Genomic DNA, 18165 nt, shown 5'->3' with positions numbered 1-18165 from the left:
GCTATGCACAGGCGAACGGCATGGGTGGTCTTCATCGTCGCGGTCATCGCGACTTCGGTGCTGGTCTATCCGTACCTGGGTCTCGACGTCGACGACAGCCGCCTCGACGTGCGCGACGGCCTGCACTACTACGTTCTGGTCGGTCACATCGGGACCGCCGCGGTCGCGCTCGTGCTCGGCTCCCTGCAGTTCATGCCCACGGTGCGGGCGCGCAGGTGGATCCACCGGACGCTCGGCCGGGTCTACCTCCTCGCCGGGGTTCTGCCGTCCGCGGTGGCCACGATCCCGGTAGCGCTGTGGTCGGGCCGCCTCATGACGCAGGTCGGTCTCACGACCGCGGCCGTCCTGTGGCTGATCACCGGCGGCCTCGCGTACCGGGCCGCCCGCCGGCGCGACTTCGACAGTCACCGGAACTGGATGATGCGCAACTACGCGTTGACGTTCCTCGCGGTGACCGCGCGCATCCTCGTTCCCCTGCTCCTGCTGCTCCAGCTCCCCTTCCGCGGAGCGGGGTCGATGGGAGAACTCGCGACCTCGATGATCCCGATCGGCCAGACGCTGGGCTGGGTCGTCAACCTCGCCGTGGTCGAGAGCGTCATCAGGCGGCGCCGGCGCCTGCCCGAAGCCCGTCTGCGGGACGCATGACCTCTGGAGGCCGTCCGCGTCGCGCCGGTGGAGCACGACCTCGTACGACTCCCCCTCCGACGCGCCGAGGACCTCGACCGTTCCCGGGATACCGTTCGCCCAGCGCATCGCGAGCACGCCCGTGTCCTCCGATCTCAGCCCCTCGTACGCGCGGATCGACCCGGCGGCGCCCACGAGCCGGACGTCCGGGCCGAGCAGCGCGACGAGCAGTTCCACCCCGTGCAGGCCCATGGTCACCAGCGTCCCGCCGCCCTCACCGGGAGTGTCCTGCCGTTGTAGCCCGTGGCCCACAGGCCCACGTCGTGGCGCCCGAGGCTGCGGGCGTCGGCGTACGGATGGCTGGTGGCCAGACCGGCCAGGGCGACGAGCAGCGGGCTTTCACGGGACGTAACGGCGGAGTGTCTCGCCGATCTTGTAGTAGAGGTTGCCGTCGGCGTCGGCGGCGAGGCCGTCCATGCCCTTCTCGGTGTGGAGGACGGTCAGCGCCTTCGTCGACTTGTCGATCCTGAAGATCTGGTCGCCGATCGAGCCGTAGACGTGGCCGGTGTCCCACGGCACGGTCGTCAGGTTGGCGTCCCGCCACGCGTGCGTGGGGTCCGCTTTGTAGTCGATGCCGGGGAAGAGCTGGGTCGCCGTCGTGTACCTCCCGGTGCCGGGGTCGAACACGAAGAGCCAGCCCTCGGCGAAGCCCCAGATGTCGCCGTCCACGGCGGTGACGTCGGTGATCGCCAGCCGGTTCGTGACGGCCGCCGGGAGCGGATACGTGGTCACGCCGCCGGTCGCGGGGTCGTAGGCGAACAGCGTCGACTGCGCGCCGGGCGGGAACACCGGGTTCACGCCGAGGGCGCCCCGGGCCGACGTGCCGCCGTAGACCTTGCCGCCTTGGTAGGCCAGCGAGACGACGGCCTGGCCGGGTACCACGCAGAGGGTGCGGCCCTGGGTGCCCGCCTTCCAGATGCTCAGCGCGCCGCTGCGCTTGCCGTATTTGGGGACCGATCCCATGTAGACCGTGCCGTCGGGGGCGGCGGCCAGCGCGTACGGCCGGTCCTGCGGCGGCGGGCCCTGACCGGCGCCGCAGTCGTCGGCGATGTCGCCCGCCGCGCCGCCCGTGTAACGCAGCACCGGATTCGTCCCGGGGTTCCAGGCACGGGTGGGGTCGTACTCGTAGAGCTTCGCGGAGGGGTAGACGCCGATGTACAGCTTGCTGCCGGCGGCCAGCAGGCTGTCGGTCTGGTGCAGGCCGGTCAAGGTGGGCGTGTCGGGAGTGTTGTCGTCGGCGTCGCCGTGGAGCGGGTCGTACACGCCGGTGCCGCCGGTCAGGTAGCCGCCGGTGTAGATCTTCCCGTCCGGGCCGGTGCCGAGCGCGTTGATGGCCGCGGGCAGGATCGGGACGGAGCTCACCCCGCGGCTCGTCCACTGCCCTGTCGCCGGGGTGTACTTGAAGACCTTGGTGCCCGTCGGGGCGCCGCCGAGCGCGACCAGGGTGTTCCCCGCCCAGCCGTAGCCGGTGACGTCCATGCCCGGGCGGGCGCTCGTCGCGCTGACGGTTCTGCCGGCGATGTCGTACGACTGCAGGACCTCGTCCTTGACGAACCAGACCTTGCCGTCGCGCGCCGGGGAGACGTGCAGCTCGGCGTCACCGATCACCGCGTCGACGTCGCCCCGGTAGGAGCCGTCGGCGTTGCGCACCACGTGAAGCACGAGCAGCGTGCGGTTCAGCCAGGCGAACAGCCGGTCCCCGGTCCAGGTGAGGTCGCCCACCATGGACTCGTTCGCGTACGCGGCGGGCAGCAGGTCGTCGGTGCGGCCGGTGGCGTTGTCGTACCTGACGAGTCCGGCGTTGGTCCCGAGGCCGAGGTAGGTGGCGTTGGCGACCGGGTCGTGGGCGATGCTGCGGACGTTCTCCTTTCCCGGCCGGATCGGAACGGCGCCCATCGTGGTGAAGGCCCCGTTCTGGTACCTGAAGTACCGGGCGTCGTTGTAGGTGCCGCCGTAGATCTCGCCGCCCGAGCCCGGTTCGATGTCCCAGATGAAGGAGTATCCGCCCTCGGCCCGGCCGAGGTCGCTCACCGTCGTCTGGCCGGGGACGTACCGGTAGAGCTTGGAGTTCGGATAGGTGCCGAGGTAGACCGAGCCGTCCGTGGCGACCGTCGCCGCCCAGCCGCCGACCGTGGGGCTGGCCGCACTGTCCGGAAGCTCGATCTTCCGGGTCACCGTCTCGCCTGCCACGTCGATCACCGCGAGGCGCGGGTTGCGCGCCTCGGTGCCCGTGTAGACGGCGTAGACGGTGCCGCCGGCCGCGTCGAACGCGGTCCCGTTGGGGACGTCGCTCTCCAACTGCACGCCGAGGTTGGTGACCGCCGCGCTGACGCGGATGTCGTCCCAGTACGCCGTGCCGACGTTGGCGACGCCGGAGTAGATGAGCGCGGAGACCCGGGTGGCCCCGGCAGGGGCGGTCGCGGCGGCCCGCACGTCCGTCCACTGTCCCGTGGCGGTGACGTGGGTGTACGCGCTGGACAGCAGGGCTCCCGTGTCGTCCCGGAAGCGCAGGTAGAGGTCGGCGGAGCCGCTCTCCGCCCAGACCTTGGCGAACACCGCGTAACGGGTGCCCGCCGCGGCCGGGAGGGACGGCATGCTCTCCCGCCCGTACGCCTTGGTGGCGTCGGTGTCGGCGATCTGTGCGCTGGTGCGGCCCTGCCAGGTCACCGCGGTCACCCCGCCGGGGCTGTGCGACCCGCTCCAGCCGGTGAGGCCGTCGTCGAAGCCCCCGTTCGCGATGATCAGGTCGGCGGCGCGGGCCGGGGATGCCGGGGATACGGTGAGGAAGGCCAGGATCAGCAGTGCTGTCGTGGCGATCCCGGTCGGACGCGAGCGCGGCACGGCCGCACCTCCATTCGTCGATCTTCCCATTGGGTCGAACCGGTGCCGCTCGGGGCGCGATCGACGCCCGACCGCCCCAGCGAGCCGGCGGGCGTCGATCATCGATTCCGGTGGCGGCCGGAAGCTAGGCGGAGGTGCCACCGACCGTCACGGGCGGGCAGCGCGGGTCGAGCGTCACCTTCGCCACGTTCCGCCCGATGAGCGTCCAGGCGTCCCAGGAGCCGGGGGCGAAGTGGAGCTGCGGGTTGGTGTACCAGTCGTCGCCCAGCCCGGTGGCCAGGAGCGTGGCCGTGCTCCCGAGTTCGTAGGCGTTCCCCCCGCCGAAGAAGGTCTGCGCGAAGACCCGCCCCCGGTGGACGGTCAGCTCCCCGTATCCGGACAGCGTGCCCTGGTGCCTGATCGTGCGGTCGGCGAGGTCGAGCGCGATCCAGGTGCCCGAGTTGCGCTTGTACAGCGCGTACAGCAGCCCGTCGTGGACCTTGATGTCCTGGAGCGTGCGGTTGCCCGCGAGCGGTTCCACCTCCCACAGCACCGTACGGCTGCGCAGGTCGAACGCCGCGATCGCGGCCGACGTCCGGGTCGGGGGCGTGCCTCCGCCGCCGAGCACGTCACCGCCCAGGTACACGATGCCCGCCCGGGAGTCCACGCTGAGGCTCATCAGGCTCTCGTCGTGGATGACGTCCGGGTAGACGTCGATCCGCCCGGTGTCGGGGTCCACCACCGAGAGCGCGCCCTCCAGTGCGGCGCCCAGCGGGGCCGAGGCGACGAGGAGCGTGTCCGTCCCCTCGTCGTATTCGAGGTCCCACGGCCGCTGCTGCCCGTGCCCGAGGAAGCCGAGGCTGTGAATCGAGTCGTCGCGCATGTCGATCGAGATGATCTGGCCGCTGGGGTACATCGCGGCGTAGATCTTGTTGCCGCGCCGGACCAGGTCCTTCGGCTCACCGGGCACCCGGAAGCGCCGCTTCTCGCCGGTGCGCAGGTCGCGGACGTCCATCCAGAAGTGGCCGCCGACGTAGAGCGCCCGGTTCGGCACGAGCAGCATGCTCTGCGGCCGTTCCGCGCCGGCGGGCAGGCCCGCCTCGATCAGGTCGGTGAACTGGGACTTGGCCGTGGACAGGTCCAGCCACCACATGCCGCCGCTGCCGGAGAAGCCGATCAGCGTCTGTCCGTCGAGCACCAGCCGCCGGGTCTCGTCGCCGGGCGACGGCGGCTCGGCGATCTTGGTGACCGCGCCGTTCCGGTACACGTAGACGGCCCCGTCGGGGCGGGAGGTGGCGTAGACGGCGCCGTCCGGCGCGACGGTGAGCGCGTCGAAGCTGCTCACGCCGATGTCGATCATCCGGGTGTCCGTGCCGTCCTTGCGCGCGTCGATCAGGACGCCGCCGCTCGCCGCGTACACGCGGTCGCCGCCGAGGGCGATGGCGCCGATGCCGGTGGGCCCTTGGGCCAGCTCCCTGATCGCACCGGTGGCCCGGTCGATCGTCATGAGCTTGCCCTTGTCGAGCAGCCCGGCGTAGACGGTGGTGTCGTCCGCCGCGACCGCGCGCACGTACCGCTCTCCCGTGGCGAGGACGCCGAAGTTGCGCACGGCGCCCGTCGACGGGACGTACTCCCAGACCCGGCCGTTGGGGTAGGTGCCGAGGTAGAGCGTCCCGTCCGGGGCGGCGGCGAGGCTCCAGACGAAGCCGCCGTTGGCGCCGAACGAGCGCAGGTGCGCCACCTCACCGGTGGCCGGGTCGAAGCTGTACAGGTCCGGGACCGGATAGGTGCCGATGTAGACCTTGCCGCCGGAGACGACGGTCGCCCACGCTCCCTCCGGCTCGCCCGCCGCGGGACCGTCCGGCAGGGTGGCGGTGCGCACCACCTTCCGGGTGGCCAGGTCGATCTCCGCGACCACGGGCGGCTTCAGGCCGCGCGTCACGACGTACGCCTTGCCGTCGTGCACGGCCGCACCGACGATCGCGCCGGTCAGCGAGGCGGGGCCGTAGGTCTCGTACGCGGGGGCGGCGCAGGCGGCCGCGGCGGCGGAGGCGGGCTGGGCCGCCATCGGAAGTAAGGCCGTCAGGAGAGCCAGCAGGACCGCACGGGCGCGCAGCATGGCAACACCTCCAAATGCTCACTCTTGCTCGATAATGGCCCAGACCGTAACCTTTCACGCATGCTCGGTCAATGGACTGATCGGTTTTGCGGTCAGGCCCGTATCCGAAGGGACTCCCCGCGTATGCTCCCCCGCCGCAGGTTCCTCCAGGTCGCCGCCGCCACGTCGGCGGCCGTCGCCGTCTCTCCGCTCGCCTCCGCCACGGCCGCGCGTGCCGCCACGGGGGACATCACCGACCTCGGGCCCGCCAGCGTGGCCAGCCCGCTCGGCAACGGCGTCATCGTGGGCGACGTCCTGTACGTCGGCTCCCGTGGACTGTCGCCGAACGTGGTCGGCGCGTACGACCTGGTCTCCGACGAGATAGTCGCGCACTACGAGATTCCCACGGGGATCGGCATCTGGGCCATGTGCGCCTCCGGCACCGATGTCTACGTCGCCACCCACGTGCGATCGGACCTCTACCGGATCGACACGCTCACCGGCCAGGTGACCAAGGTCGGCGAGTACCCCGACCACTACATCTGGACCATGGCCGCCGCCCCCGACGGCAAGATCTACATGGGCTGCTCGGAGCCGGGCCGGGTCTGGGAGTACGACCCGGCGACCGGGACCAGCCGCGATCTCGGGCAGCCCGTCCCCGGCGAGGCCTACGTGCGCAGCATCGAGGCCGACGACAGGTACGTCTACTGCGGGACCGGCACGCACGCGCACCTCGTCGCGATCGACCGGGCCACCGGCGAGAGCCGCGACCTGCTCCCGGCCGAGGTCGCCTCCCGCGACTGGGTGGCGAGCATGTCGATCTCGGACACGCACGTCGCGGGCGGGCTGAACTCGCTCGCCGAACTGCTCGTGCTCCGCAAGGACGACCCGGCCGACCACCACGTCGTCAAGGCCACCGCCCCCGGCGAGAAGTACACGGTCGCCGTGCTGATCCACGACGGCTCCGTCTACTTCGCGGGCCGGCCCACCGGCACGTTCTACCGCTACCGCCTGGACACCGGCGTCCTCGACGTACTCGGCGTGCCTTACTTCGAGGCCGCCACGTATCGCATCCTCGCGCACAAGGGCAAGATCTACGGGGTCCAGGACAGCGCCGTCTTCGTGTACGACCCGGAGTCCGGGGACATCGAGTACCGCAGCCTGGTCCAGCGCGGCCTGCGCGCCGCACCCGAGCAACCCATGTCGGTGCACAGCGACGGCCGCCGGGTCTACGTCGGCGGCAAGGGCGGCGCCGACATCCACGACCTCGCGACCGGCGCCGTCACCCGGCTCGGCATCCCCGGCGAGCCGAAGACACTGGTCACCGTGCGGGACCTCACTTATCTGGGCGTCTACACGCAGGCCGCGCTCTACGCGCATCGGGCCGGCGATCCGGAGGCGACCCTGCTGCTGCGCGCCGGAAACCAGCAGGACCGGCCGCGCGATCTCGCCTACGACGAGAAGACCAAGCTGATCGTCATGCCGACGCAGCCCGAGCCCGGCCACGAGAACGGCGCGCTGACCCTCTATTCCGTCACGGACGGCACCCACGTCACCTACCGGCCGATCGTCGAACGGCAGACGGTGTACGCGGTGACGACCCGGCGCGGGATCGCGTACCTGGGCACCCAGACGCAGGAGGGCCTCGGGCTTCCTCCGGTCACGACCACGGCCCGGCTGGCCGCCTTCGACCTGACCTCCCGCAGACTGCTCTGGCAGACCGAGCCGGTGCCCGGCGCGTCCGGCGTCACCGGGCTCGACAGCACACCCCAGGCCCTGTACGGCATCACCCGCAGCGGGCTGCTGTTCGAGTACGACCTGGTTCGTAAGGCCGTGACCCGTACTCTCCAGGTGAGCGCCCGGGGCGGCGACCTCGTACTCGTCGGCCGCACGGCGTACACGGCCGATCTGGACACCGTCTACGCGATCGACCTGGTCCGCTGGCGGGCCAGCGCGCTCGCCGAGGGCCTGGCGGGAGACTGGTTCGGCGGCGAACCCAAGCTGGCCCTCGACCCCTCCCACAACGCGCTGTACTCGATCCGGGGCCGTAACCTGATCCGCATCGCCATCAGGCGCGCCTGAACAGGTCGCGTACGGATGTCCGTACCTCTGAAGCCGCGCTGAGCACGTGAGAGTCCCCCTTGGGCGGTTGCGATGGCATCCGGGTCAGAAGCGCCCGTCACGGCGCTCGAACTCGGTGGGTTTGCCGAGCAGCGGCCCGCCGGACGGAGATCGGCGGGCACCACCGTCGCGCCCTCCCCGGCGAGCGCCTCGGCGAGCCCCGGCTCCGGGAAGCGGGAGACAGCGATGATTCGCCGCTCGCCCCCCGCCGCCCTGGTGGCGTTGAGCGCCGGCCGCACCAGGCTCGGCCCCAGCTTGCCCCCGGCGCCGAGGATCAGGATGTCGCCGTCGAGCTTGCTGAGACTGAGTACGAGGGGAACCTCACCCGCTCACGCTGTGAAGGCGGCGGTGATGATCTGGTTGACCAGGGCCATGTCGTTGCCTCCGCCTGTGACGGGGTTGAAGCAGTACGCCAGACGGCGGCGAAGGTCGGAGGTGGTGAACATGCCGTCGGTGTAGCCGTAGGTGCTGCCGGTCTTGCCCCATACGGTCACGCCCGGGCGGCCGTCGCTGCCGGGAATCGTGACGCGCATCAAGCCCGCACTGTAGTAAGCCTTGCCATGACCCGGGTCCTGGTTGGATCCGCCCAGGTACGGTACGCCGGGGACGGCGAGCAGTTCCTTCATCTGGGCCGGCGCCAGGAGCCGCCCCTTGAACAAGGCGGTCAGGAAGCGGTCGAGGTCGGCAGTGGTCGAGATCATGCCGCCCGCGCCGGGGTTCTGCTCGGTCACGTCGACCAGCTTGCTCTTCCCGTCGGGTTGGGGGACGGCGAGGTAGCCATGAGCGTGGGGGCCGGGGATGGTGGTGTCGGTCTCGGGAGCGGTGGTGTGCCGCAGGTGCAGCGGGCGCAGGATGCGCCGGGTGATCTCCTGCTCGTAGCTGTGTCCGGTGAGCTTCTCGACGAGCATTCCTGCGACGTAGTAGCCGGTGGCTCCGTAGACCTGCATGCTGCCCGGCTCAGTGAAGGGCCGCTCATGACGGACGGCCTTGGCGACCAGCTCGGACAGCGGGTGGTCATCGAAACGGTGCTGGACGATGGCGTCGGGCGTGGACGGCATGTCGTCGGCTGTCAGCTCGGGCAGGCTGCTGGTGAAGTTCAGCAAGGTGCGAACGGGGATCGGCGGATAGTTGGCGGGCATTACGCCCGGAAGGTAGTGCTGCACGGGCTTGTCGAGGTCGACGCGGTGTTCGGCGGCCAGTTGCAACATCACGGTGGCGATGAAGGCCTTGGTGACGCTGCCGAGACGGAAGCGGCCGTCGAGCGGAACCGGCTGCTGCGTGGTGATGTCGGCGACTCCGTAGGTCCCCGTCCACTTCCCGGCGGGTCCGCTGACCCGTGCGAGTACGCCCGTCACCCGGTTGGGTGCGCTGGAGATCGCCTGCTGAAGCGCCTGGGGGTTCAGCTTGGGCAATGAGGAGTCGGCACGCGTGATTGTGGCAGCCGGGTGCGCGGCAGGCGTGGCCGACGCGGGCGCGACCCCGCCGATGACCACGGCGGCAGCGGCCGCGAACGACAGCACCGCCCGCGTTCTCCTGCGTCGCCGCGAGCCCGGGGCAATCGGACGATAGGTGGAAGAAGGTTCAAATGTCATGCGGAACAAGATCGCAGCTCTCCGGCATGCCCGCCCTCAGGGATCACCCCGAACTCAGCCCCGAGCTGCCCCTGACCCGGCCTCATGGCTGGTCGCGTCGACGCCGCCCGAAAGATCGTCGCGCATAGGGATCCCCGGGCGCCCGCCACGATCTCCGGGTGCCTCCGGTCTCCGATCAGATAAGGGCCATCGCCTTGCCGCTCAGGCCCGCCGGGGCGGTCTTCGGGCTGCCGGCGTCGAAGGGCGGCCGCGGGTCGTACTCGATCGCGAGCTGCACGGCCTGCGCCGTCTCCTCGTCGCGCATCTCGGCCAGCAGGGTCAGGGCCATGTCGATGCCGGAGGACACGCCCGCCGCCGTCACGACCTTGCCGTCGATCACCACGCGCTCGCTGACCGGCTCGGCGCCGAATCCGGCGAGCTGGTCGAGCCATCCCCAGTGGGTCGTCGCCCTGCGGCCCTTCAGCAGCCCCGCCGCGCCCAGCAGGAACGAGCCGCTGCACACCGAGGTGGTCCACCGGGTGCGCTCGTGGGCCCGCGCGATCCAGCCCAGCAGCTCCGCGTCGGACAGCGCCTCGATCGTCCCGGGTCCTCCCGGCACGACGACGACATCCGGCGCGGGCAGGTCGCCGTACGACGCGGTGGCCGCGAGGCTCAGGCTCCCCCGGTCGTCGACCACCGGACCTGGCTCGGCCGCGACGAACGTGACCGTGCAGCCCGGCGCGAAGGCCAGCACCGTGTACGGCCCGACCGCGTCGAGCGCGGTGAACCGGGGATAGAGGGGGACGGCGATGTTCATGATCTGCTGCCTTCCTTCGATCGGAACCGGCGGCGGTAGTCGCCGGGTGAGACGCGCCAGTGCCGGCGGAAGACCCGGTAGAGGGTCTCGGGGACGCCGAGTCCCGACTCCCTGGCCACCCTGTCCAGGGGGTGGCCGGTGGTCTCCAGCAGCCGCCGGGCGGCGTCGGCCCTGCTGCGTTCGACGTACCTGCCGGGTGAGACTCCGGTCTGCTCGGTGAAGACGCGGGAGAAGTGCCGCTCGCTCATCCCGGCCCGCCGGGCGAGCGCGGGCACGCTCAGGTCCTCGGCCGGGTTGGCGTCGATGAACGCCTGGATCTCGCGCAGCGGCTCGGCGCGTGGGACGGCGGCCCGCATGGGGGCGCTGAACTGGCTCTGCCCGCCCGGACGATGCAGGTACACCACGAGTCCGCGGGCGACGTTCCTGGCGAGCGTGTGGCCGTGGTCGTCGGCCACGAGCGCCAGGGCGAGATCCACTCCCGAGCTGACCCCGGCCGAGGTCCAGACGTTCCCGTCGCGGATGTAGATGGGATCGGCGTCCACCTCGACGTCCGGGTAGCGGTCGGCCATCTCTCCCGCGACCAGCCAGTGGGTGGTCGCGCGCCTGCCGCCCAGCAACCCGGCCTCCGCGAGGAGGAAGCTCCCGTTGCAGACGGAGGCGACGCGCCGGGCCCCGGCCGCCAGCCGGGCGACGCCCGCGATCAGCTCCCGATCGCGCAGGTGTTCCGGCACCGACAGCCCGCCCACGACCAGCAGCGTGTCGATCGGTCCCGCGACCTCGCCCAGCGCCGTCTCCGCGAGGGTCGCGATCCCGTTCTGGGCCGATACGGCCCCGGCGCCCACGGCCGTCACCTCGACGCGGTAGCCGGGCTCAGGCACGAGCAGGTTCGCCGCGGTGAAGACGTCGGCCGGTCCGGCGAGGTCGAACATCTGGAAGCCATCGAAGATCACGATGACCACGCGTCGCTGCATGCCCTCAATGCTTCCGAGCAGGGCTCGATGGCGTCAACGCCACAGATATTGCACATTACGCCATCAGAGCGAGCATCAGCCCGGCCGAACACCCGGCGACGAAGCGCTTGTTAGATTTGAACCAGGTCTCTGCGGCGCCGCCGGCTGCCGGAGCGCCAAGGAGGTGTCCAGGACGATGCCGAGCGCTCGAGAACTCAAAGACAGACTCTTCACCGCGATCAACCGTCACGACCTCTACGACGTGCTGGACTGCTACGCGCCCGACGCCGTGTACGTCAGCCCCACGGGCATCGCGGAGGGCCGCCGGCAGATCGCCTGGACCTACGAGGACCTCTGCAAGGCATTCCCCGACATCTGCTTCACCGCCTGGTACAAGGCCCCCTGCGAGGACCCCGCCTTCACCGAGTACACGATGACCGGCACCCATATGGGCCCGCTCCTGCTGCCGGACGGCCGAGTGGCAGCCCCAACGGGCCGTCGTATAACGGTCCGGGGCAGTTGCGCCTGCGCGGTCGAGAATGGGAAGATCATTACGGATCGGGACTACTACGACCAGCTGGAGCTCTACTCCCAGCTAGGCATCCGCCTCGAACCGCCGCCGGGCTCCTGATGTGGGCCGGCCGTCATACGGCCTCAGGTGCCCAGCAGCTGGGCCACGACGATGACGTTGCCGTACAGGTCGGCGACGTGCAGGGAGCGGCTGCCGGGGTCCTCGCGCTCGTCCCAGACCCGTACGCCGTGCTCGCGTAGCCGCTTGGCGACCACGTCGAGGTCGGCGGTGTAGAGGACGAGCAGCGGCTGCCCTCCGGTCTGCCGGCCGATGAGCTCGCGCTGCTCCTCGGAGGTGATCGGCATCAGCCACAGGCCCACCCCCTCCTGGCCGGGCAGCCCGATGTGCAGGAAGCGATAGCCGCCCGCCACGTAGTCGTGCAGGACGGCGAAGCCGAGGACGTCGCGGTAGAAGGCGAGCGCCTCGTCGGGATCGTCGACGAGCACCACCATGCGGCCGATCGCGGAGAAGGGAGTCTCGTCCGTGGTCATGGCCGAACCCTAGTTCGCGCCACCGACACTTCAGCCGCCCGGTGCTCGTCGGGCCCGTCCGGGAAAAAGGCAATCCGCCTGAGCGAGCGTCACTCCTCGCCGGAGAACCTCTCCCAGGCGGACTGCCGGGTCATGCCGAGCGCGGCGCCGATCCTGGCCCAGGTGGCGCCCCGGTCGCGCGCCCGCTGCACCCAGACCTGCAGGCTGTCCTCGACCTGCGCGCCCACCTTGGCGACGCGCGGAAGGAGCTCCAGGATCTGCTCGACGGTCATGCTCTCGGTGTAGGAGATCTCCGGAGTCCCGACGGACTCCGCCGCCAGGATCTCGGCGCAGAGCCCGACACACTGGTTGCAGATGTAGACGCCGGGGCCGGCGATCACCTTGGCCACCTCGGTCTTGGACTTCGAGCAGAACGAGCAGCGGATGTCCTGTTCCGCCAGTGAAGGAGCCGGCATGTCGCCTCCAAGGGGATGTCCTGTCAGGCCTTTCCTGACGCTCGACGCAAGACTAGTCCCGTCAGGAGCAGCCTGACAATAGATCATCAGGAAAGCGGTCTTTCCCGCGCCTTCGACTTACGGCTCAGCTCTTGGGACCGAAGGCGTGCGGGACCTCTCCCTTGCGGCCGCAGCGCGGGCAGGGCCGGTATCGCCCGGACCACCAGGTGGCCTTGAGCGTGCCGCTCCCTTTGCACTTGGGGCATTTGGACAGGTAGTTGCGTACGTAGTCGGAGACGAGCCAGATGACGAAGAACGCTCCGGCGAGGACGAGAAAGGTCTGGGAATCCACTACGGCTCCGTAGTCGGGGGACGGACCGGCGACGCACGCGCCGCCGTACGGAAGCCGGTCGCGCGGGGGCGCGGTCACCGTCACTCACCGGCCGGGCGAGACAGCGCGGAGGCGTCCCCTCGCGGGTCACCCGCACCAGAGGGGTGCACATGACCTGCGAGGGGACGCGCATCGACTGCCTCCGTGAACACTGGTCGCACGGGAGAGGACGCCGCACGGCCCCCGGCCGGTGACAGCCGGGGGCCGTTTCGTTGGAGTCACAGGGCCCTGGGGCGCGGCGGCTCTCAGACTCGCTCGGGCTGGAGCTCCGCCGCCTGCTCCACGCCCGCCCGGGGCCGTCGCAGGACGACGTACGCGGCCACGAGGGCGCTGACCAGCAGGACGAGGGAGACCGTGAAGGCCAGCCGGTAGCCGCCGGTCAGCGCGACCGCCTCGCTCGCCCCGCCCGCCAGCAGCCCCTCCGTACGGGAGGCGGCCAGCGTGGACAGCAGCGCGACGCCGACGGCCATCCCGACCTGCTGGGTCGTGTTGAAGAACCCCGAGACCAGGCCGGCGTCGTCGGAACGGGCGCCGGACATGCCGAGCGTGGTCAGCGCCGGAAGCACCAGGCCCCCGCCCATGATGAGCACCATCACGGGGAGCAGGTCGGTCACGTAGCGGGCGTCGACAGGGACGCGGGTGAGCCAGGCCATCGCGCCGATCAGGAGCACCAGACCGCCCAGCAGCACGGCACGGGCGCCGAAGCGGGTGCTCAGCCGCGGGGACACGAACAGCGACACCCCCGCGATGGCCAGCGCCGCCGGGAGCATGGCCAGGCCGGTGTCGAGCGCGCCATACCGGAGCACCCGCTGCATGAACAGCGCCACCATGATCTGGAAGGCGAACATCGCGCCCAGCGTCAGGACCTGCACCAGGTTGGCCCCGGCGACGGCGCGCGAGCGGAGGATCCGCAGCGGCATGAGCGGGGTGCGGGCGGTCGCCTGGCGGACGAGGAACGCGGCCAGCAGCACGAGCGACACCGCGCCGAACCACAGGGAGCGCAGGCCGTAGCGCTCGATCTGGACCACGGCGTAGATGCCCAGCATGAGACCGGCCGTGACCAGCAGGGCGCCCAAGCCGTCCGCGCCCGCCGACAACCCGAGCCCCCGGTCGGCGGGCAGCGCCCGGACCGCCAGCGCGATCGTGACCACGCCGATCGGCACGTTGATGAGGAAGATGTAGTTCCAGCCCAGCGCGTCGGTGAGGACTCCGCCCAGCACCGCGCCCAGCGACGCCCCGGCGGCGCCGGTGAAGCTGAAGACGCCGATGGCCTTCGCCCGCTCCCCCGCGTCCGTGAAGGTCGTCACCAGGATGCCGAGCACGACCGCCGAGGCCATGGCGCTACCGACGCCCTGGAGGAACCGGGCGCCGATCAGCATCCCCGGCCCGGTGGCCGCGCCGGCCAGCAGGGACGCGGCGGCGAAGACGACGTTGCCCGCCAGGAACACGGCCCGGCGGCCGATCAGGTCGCCCAGCCGGCCCGCCAGCAGGAGGAGTCCGCCGTACGCGATGAGGTAGGCGTTCACGGTCCAGCTCAGCTCGGCGGGCGCGAAGCCGAGATCCCGCTGGATGGCGGGCATCGCGACGGTCACGATGCTGCCGTCGAGCACCGTCATCAGCATCGTTGCGGACAGCACGCCCAGCACGAGCCAGCGGGATCGGGATATACGCGACATGGGGTCGCCTCCTGTTCATGAGGAACAGGAAAAACCGTAGCAGATAGTTTTGTTGTAGACGATCCCTTACGGACTCATCATCCGCGGTGACGCGCCCGCCGGACCGGCTGCGGCGCCTCCACAGAGGTGGCCAGATGCCCCGTGACCAGCCGGTTGAGCGCGCGCACGAGCACCTCCGCCTCCTCCTCCGGCAGCGACCCGAGGGCGGCCCGGTGGACCCCGTCGACGATCTCCTGGCTGCGCTTCGCCACCTGCGCGCCCTTCTCCGTGACCGCGACGATCCGGGCGCGCCGGTCGATGCTGGACGGGCGGCGCTCGGCGAGGCCGGCCTTCTCCAGAGCGTCGAGAGTGACCACCATCGTGGTCTTGTCCATGTCGCCGAGCTCGGCGAGCTGGATCTGCGTACGCTCCTCCTCCAGGGCGTGGACGAGCACGCAGTGCATGCGCGCCGTCAGGCCGATCTCGGCGAGGGCCGCCGCCATCTGCGTTCGCAGCACGTGACTGGTGTGATCGAGCAGGAAGGACAGGTCGGGCTCGTTACGCGAGGGCGCCATGGCGGTCATACGTCCAGGCTATCAATTCGTCCGTTTGCGGATTATCTCCAAGAGTCCTTGCGAGCCGTCTCCAGAGGTCACAGCGTCCGCAGGGCCGCCTCGATCGACGCCCGGCCCGCCGGGACGAGCGGAAGCCGTACGGCGGCGGTGGGAATCCGGCCCTGCGCGTGCAGGACTCCCTTCAGGACGGTCGGGTTGGGCTCGGCGAACATGGCCGCCGACATGAGCGACAGCCGGTGACCGAGGGCGCGGGCGTGCTCGGCCTCTCCGGCCCGCCACGCCTCGAAGAGCTTCACGAATTCGCCGGTGCGCAGGTGGGCGGAGGCGAGGATGCCGCCGGAGGCGCCCAGGGCGAGCAGCGCGGACAGGAACGGGTCGTCCCCGGCGAGCACCGCGAAACCCTCCGGCGGGTCGGCGAGCAGGGCGACCGTGTCGAGGTCGACGCCGCCGACCGCGTGCTTGACTCCGGCCACCATCGGCAGCTCGCCCAGCCGGCGCAGCGTGGCCGCGCCCACCGACTGCCCGGTTCGATACGGGATGTTGTAGACGACCAGCGGCACAGGGGTCTGCTCGGCCAGCGCGGTGAAGTGGGCGAGCACGCCGGCCTCGGACGGGCGGACGAACGCCGGGACCGTCACCAGCGCCGCGTCCGCCTCCCCCTTGAGTGCGCGCAGCGCCTCGGCCGTGCTCCGCGTGTCGGCCGACCCCGCGCCGACGGTGAGCGTGGCACCGCGTTCGCGGCAGACCCGGCCGCAGATCTCGATCACCGCGCGCCGTTCCTCCTCGGCGAGCGTGGTGACCTCCGCGGTGGTGCCGAGCGCGACGAGCCCGGACGCGCCCTCGTCGAGCACGCCGTACGCCAGCGCTTCGAGCGCTTCGAACGCGATCTCGCCGTCCTCGGCGAACGGGGTGATCAGCGGGACATGGATGCCGGAAAGAGTCATACCGCGATCCTTCCTACGAGCAACCGTGTAGGTCCAGTTCGCCTTTCTGTCGAAACCGTTAAGCTGAACTGATGCTGGATGTCCGCAGACCCTCTTGCGCCGATGCTTGACGTCCGCAGGCTCCGCCTGCTCCGTGAACTCGCCTACCGGGGCACGATCGCGGCGGTGGCCGAGGCGCTGACGTTCACCCCCTCGGCCGTCTCCCAGCAGCTCGCCGCGCTGGAACGCGAAGCGGGGGTCGCCCTGCTCGAGCGCACCGGACGCCGGGTCGTGCTCACCCCCGCCGGAGTGGCGCTGGTGCGGCACGCGGAGGCCGTGCTCGAACGGCTGGAGCAGGCGGCGGCGGAACTCGCCGCGGCCAGGACCGACCTGTCCGGAACCAACCTGGCCGGGACCGTGCGGATCGGCGCCTTTCCCACGGCGACCCGCGCCATCCTCCCCTCGGCCCTGGCGGCGCTCGCCCGCAGCCACCCGGGCCTGGATCCGATGGTGGACGAGGTCGACCCGGCCGAGGTCGCGCCGCGCCTGCGCGCCGGGGAGCTCGACGTGGCCCTGGTCCACGAGTACGACTTCGTCCCGGCCGAGCCCGACCTCGCCCTGGACGGCGTCTCCCTCCTCGACGAACCCATGTACCTGGCCACCATCCGCCCCGCCGGCGGAGAGGGGGACGCGGCCACGCTCCTCACCTGCCGGGACGCGCCGTGGATCGCCTCCACTCCCGGCACGCTCTGCCACGCGATGACCGTGCGCGCCTGCCAGGCGGCCGGTTTCTCCCCTCGCGTACGCCACCACATCGACGACTTCGCCACGGTCCTGGCCATGGTCGCCGTCGGGCAGGGCGTGGCGCTCGTGCCGGAGCTGGGAGCCGCCGACCCGCCCGAAGGCGTCACGCTGACCGCGCTGTCGATGCGCCGCCGCACCCGCGTCGCCTTCCGCCGGGGCGCCGGCGGTCACCCCGCCGTCGTCGCCCTGATCGCGGCCCTGCGCGCCGCGACATCAGGCTTCAGAACACCGGGATGATGTCCTCCGGGTCGATGACGTCGACGTCCACACCGTCGATGTCGAGTTCCGGAATCGCGGGGAACTCGATCCCCCACCGCTCGACGATCGCGCGTACGCGGGCCATCGCCAGCCGCCAGTTGTCGGCCTGCTCCTCGTACGACAGCACGCCGAGGCCGCCCTCCCGCGCGTGGTCCATCAGCACGCGGTGGTTGTGCAGGAAGTACGGCGGGAGCTCCCAGAAGCCCTCGGGCGGCTCCCACAGGATCATCGACAGGAACACGAACCCGGCGCGCAGCTGCCGGGTGATCAGGCCGCGTACGTCGTCGGTGAGCCCGGGCCACTCGTTCTCCAGGATCGTCATGCAGATCTGGAGGTGCCGCGACTCGTCCCGGCCGATCTTGTGGAACATGTCCGAGAACAGGGGGTGCTCGGTGCCGGAGGCCATCCCCCTGAACAGGGTCGAGGCCGCCATCTCCCCCATCATGAAGCTCGTGAACAGCACGGCGAGGGAGTACTTGCCCACGGCCGCGTTGTAGCCGTTCCAGTAGCGCCCGCCGTTGTGGTAGAGCCAGCCGATGTTGTTGTGGGCCGCCCGCTCCAGGTCGGTGGAGGGCTGCCAGTCGAGCGGGCCGCCGGGCCACAGCCGGGCGATCGTGCGCTGGCAGCACTCCTCGTGGTTCATCTCGTCACGGGTGATCGAGAAGAAGCACTTGCGTACGGGATCCTCCTCGTGCTTCTCGAACGCCTGGATGGTGGCGCGGGCGAAGACGGCCGGGCCCGAGGCGTCGAAGTTGGCCAGCACGGAGAACCAGTACATGATCCCCAGCCGCTGCTCGGCCGTGAACTCCCCGGGGTCGAGCAGGTTCCACGGCAGGTCGGCGGGGTTCCAGACCATCCGCTTGGACTTCTCGTAGATCGCCGCGAGCTTCTCGGTCTCCACCCGCCATTCCATCGGGTAGATGTTGGGCTGCGGGATCTCGGGCGCCGGCCAGAAACCACCCTCAGGAACCACGACGTCCGACATCGCCTCACCATCCCGCG

Annotated in this window: 16 protein-coding genes and 1 pseudogene; 4 read left to right on the top strand and 13 right to left on the bottom strand. The window is 70.8% G+C overall.

Going from position 1 to position 18165, the window contains the following annotated elements; genetic code table 11:
- Nucleotides 1-3: 3 nt before the first annotated feature.
- Nucleotides 4-645: a DUF2306 domain-containing protein gene (locus FLW16_RS05860; RefSeq protein WP_142558417.1), complete on the top strand. Its 642-nt coding sequence runs from the start codon at nt 4-6 to the stop codon at nt 643-645.
- A gap of 60 nt (nt 646-705) precedes the next feature.
- Here the strand turns inward: FLW16_RS05860 and FLW16_RS46135 are convergent.
- From FLW16_RS46135 to FLW16_RS05850, 3 genes and pseudogenes are all read right to left on the bottom strand, one after another.
- Nucleotides 706-936, bottom strand: a pseudogene (locus FLW16_RS46135) (Gfo/Idh/MocA family oxidoreductase); the annotation flags it as partial.
- 87 nt (nt 937-1023) lie between these two features.
- Entirely contained in the window at nt 1024-3525 is a 2502-nt protein-coding gene (locus FLW16_RS05855) for a carbohydrate binding domain-containing protein (protein ID WP_185949270.1), read from the bottom strand.
- Nucleotides 3526-3649: 124 nt separating this feature from the next.
- On the bottom strand, nt 3650-5623 hold the full coding sequence (locus FLW16_RS05850) for a PQQ-binding-like beta-propeller repeat protein (RefSeq protein WP_142558413.1): 1974 nt from the start codon (nt 5621-5623) through the stop codon (nt 3650-3652).
- A gap of 123 nt (nt 5624-5746) precedes the next feature.
- On the opposite strand from FLW16_RS05850, the gene FLW16_RS05845 reads away from it, so the two are divergent.
- Nucleotides 5747-7684, top strand: a complete 1938-nt coding sequence (locus tag FLW16_RS05845) for a hypothetical protein (protein ID WP_142558411.1) — start codon at nt 5747-5749, stop codon at nt 7682-7684.
- A gap of 368 nt (nt 7685-8052) precedes the next feature.
- On the opposite strand, the gene FLW16_RS05835 is transcribed toward FLW16_RS05845, so the two are convergent.
- The 3 genes from FLW16_RS05835 to FLW16_RS05825 form a co-directional block, all read right to left on the bottom strand.
- Nucleotides 8053-9243, bottom strand: coding sequence for a serine hydrolase (locus tag FLW16_RS05835; protein WP_221890921.1), 1191 nt, complete (start codon nt 9241-9243; stop codon nt 8053-8055).
- A gap of 247 nt (nt 9244-9490) precedes the next feature.
- Nucleotides 9491-10111 (bottom strand): DJ-1/PfpI family protein, encoded by a 621-nt coding sequence (locus FLW16_RS05830; RefSeq protein WP_142558407.1) that lies wholly within the window; start codon nt 10109-10111, stop codon nt 9491-9493.
- Nucleotides 10108-11082, bottom strand: a complete 975-nt coding sequence (locus tag FLW16_RS05825; protein ID WP_142558405.1) for a GlxA family transcriptional regulator — start codon at nt 11080-11082, stop codon at nt 10108-10110. Before FLW16_RS05825 ends, FLW16_RS05830 begins: the two co-directional genes overlap by 4 nt.
- 175 nt (nt 11083-11257) lie before the next feature.
- On the opposite strand from FLW16_RS05825, the gene FLW16_RS05820 reads away from it, so the two are divergent.
- A complete protein-coding gene (locus tag FLW16_RS05820; protein WP_142558403.1) occupies nt 11258-11692 on the top strand; it encodes an ester cyclase in 435 nt (144 codons plus the stop codon).
- 23 nt (nt 11693-11715) lie between these two features.
- On the opposite strand, the gene FLW16_RS05815 is transcribed toward FLW16_RS05820, so the two are convergent.
- The 6 genes from FLW16_RS05815 to FLW16_RS05790 form a co-directional block, all read right to left on the bottom strand.
- Complete coding sequence (locus FLW16_RS05815) at nt 11716-12123, bottom strand: VOC family protein (protein ID WP_142558402.1); 408 nt, start codon at nt 12121-12123, stop codon at nt 11716-11718.
- A gap of 89 nt (nt 12124-12212) precedes the next feature.
- A complete protein-coding gene (locus tag FLW16_RS46130) occupies nt 12213-12578 on the bottom strand; it encodes a ClpX C4-type zinc finger protein (RefSeq protein ID WP_142558400.1) in 366 nt (121 codons plus the stop codon).
- A 124-nt stretch (nt 12579-12702) separates the two neighbouring features.
- The gene (locus tag FLW16_RS05805; protein ID WP_142558398.1) at nt 12703-12987 is read right to left on the bottom strand and encodes a hypothetical protein; all 285 of its coding nucleotides are present in this window, start codon (nt 12985-12987) and stop codon (nt 12703-12705) included.
- A gap of 206 nt (nt 12988-13193) precedes the next feature.
- The gene (locus tag FLW16_RS05800) at nt 13194-14624 is read right to left on the bottom strand and encodes an MFS transporter (RefSeq protein ID WP_142558396.1); all 1431 of its coding nucleotides are present in this window, start codon (nt 14622-14624) and stop codon (nt 13194-13196) included.
- A gap of 77 nt (nt 14625-14701) precedes the next feature.
- Entirely contained in the window at nt 14702-15187 is a 486-nt protein-coding gene (locus FLW16_RS05795; protein ID WP_142558394.1) for a MarR family winged helix-turn-helix transcriptional regulator, read from the bottom strand.
- 68 nt (nt 15188-15255) lie between these two features.
- Complete coding sequence (locus FLW16_RS05790) at nt 15256-16122, bottom strand: 4-hydroxy-tetrahydrodipicolinate synthase (protein ID WP_142558392.1); 867 nt, start codon at nt 16120-16122, stop codon at nt 15256-15258.
- A 102-nt stretch (nt 16123-16224) separates the two neighbouring features.
- Here FLW16_RS05790 and FLW16_RS05785 point away from each other — a divergent pair, with 102 nt between their 5' ends.
- Nucleotides 16225-17142, top strand: a complete 918-nt coding sequence (locus FLW16_RS05785) for a LysR family transcriptional regulator (RefSeq protein WP_142558390.1) — start codon at nt 16225-16227, stop codon at nt 17140-17142.
- Here the strand turns inward: FLW16_RS05785 and FLW16_RS05780 are convergent.
- Entirely contained in the window at nt 17126-18148 is a 1023-nt protein-coding gene (locus FLW16_RS05780; RefSeq protein ID WP_142558388.1) for a hypothetical protein, read from the bottom strand. The genes FLW16_RS05785 and FLW16_RS05780 overlap by 17 nt on opposite strands.
- Nucleotides 18149-18165 lie beyond the last annotated feature (17 nt).

The sequence above is a fragment of the Microbispora sp. KK1-11 genome (assembly GCF_006874435.1).
Lineage (GTDB): Bacteria > Actinomycetota > Actinomycetes > Streptosporangiales > Streptosporangiaceae > Microbispora > Microbispora catharanthi.
The sequence above is the reverse complement of the archived record's forward strand: the minus strand, read 5'-3'. Positions and strand labels throughout refer to the sequence as shown.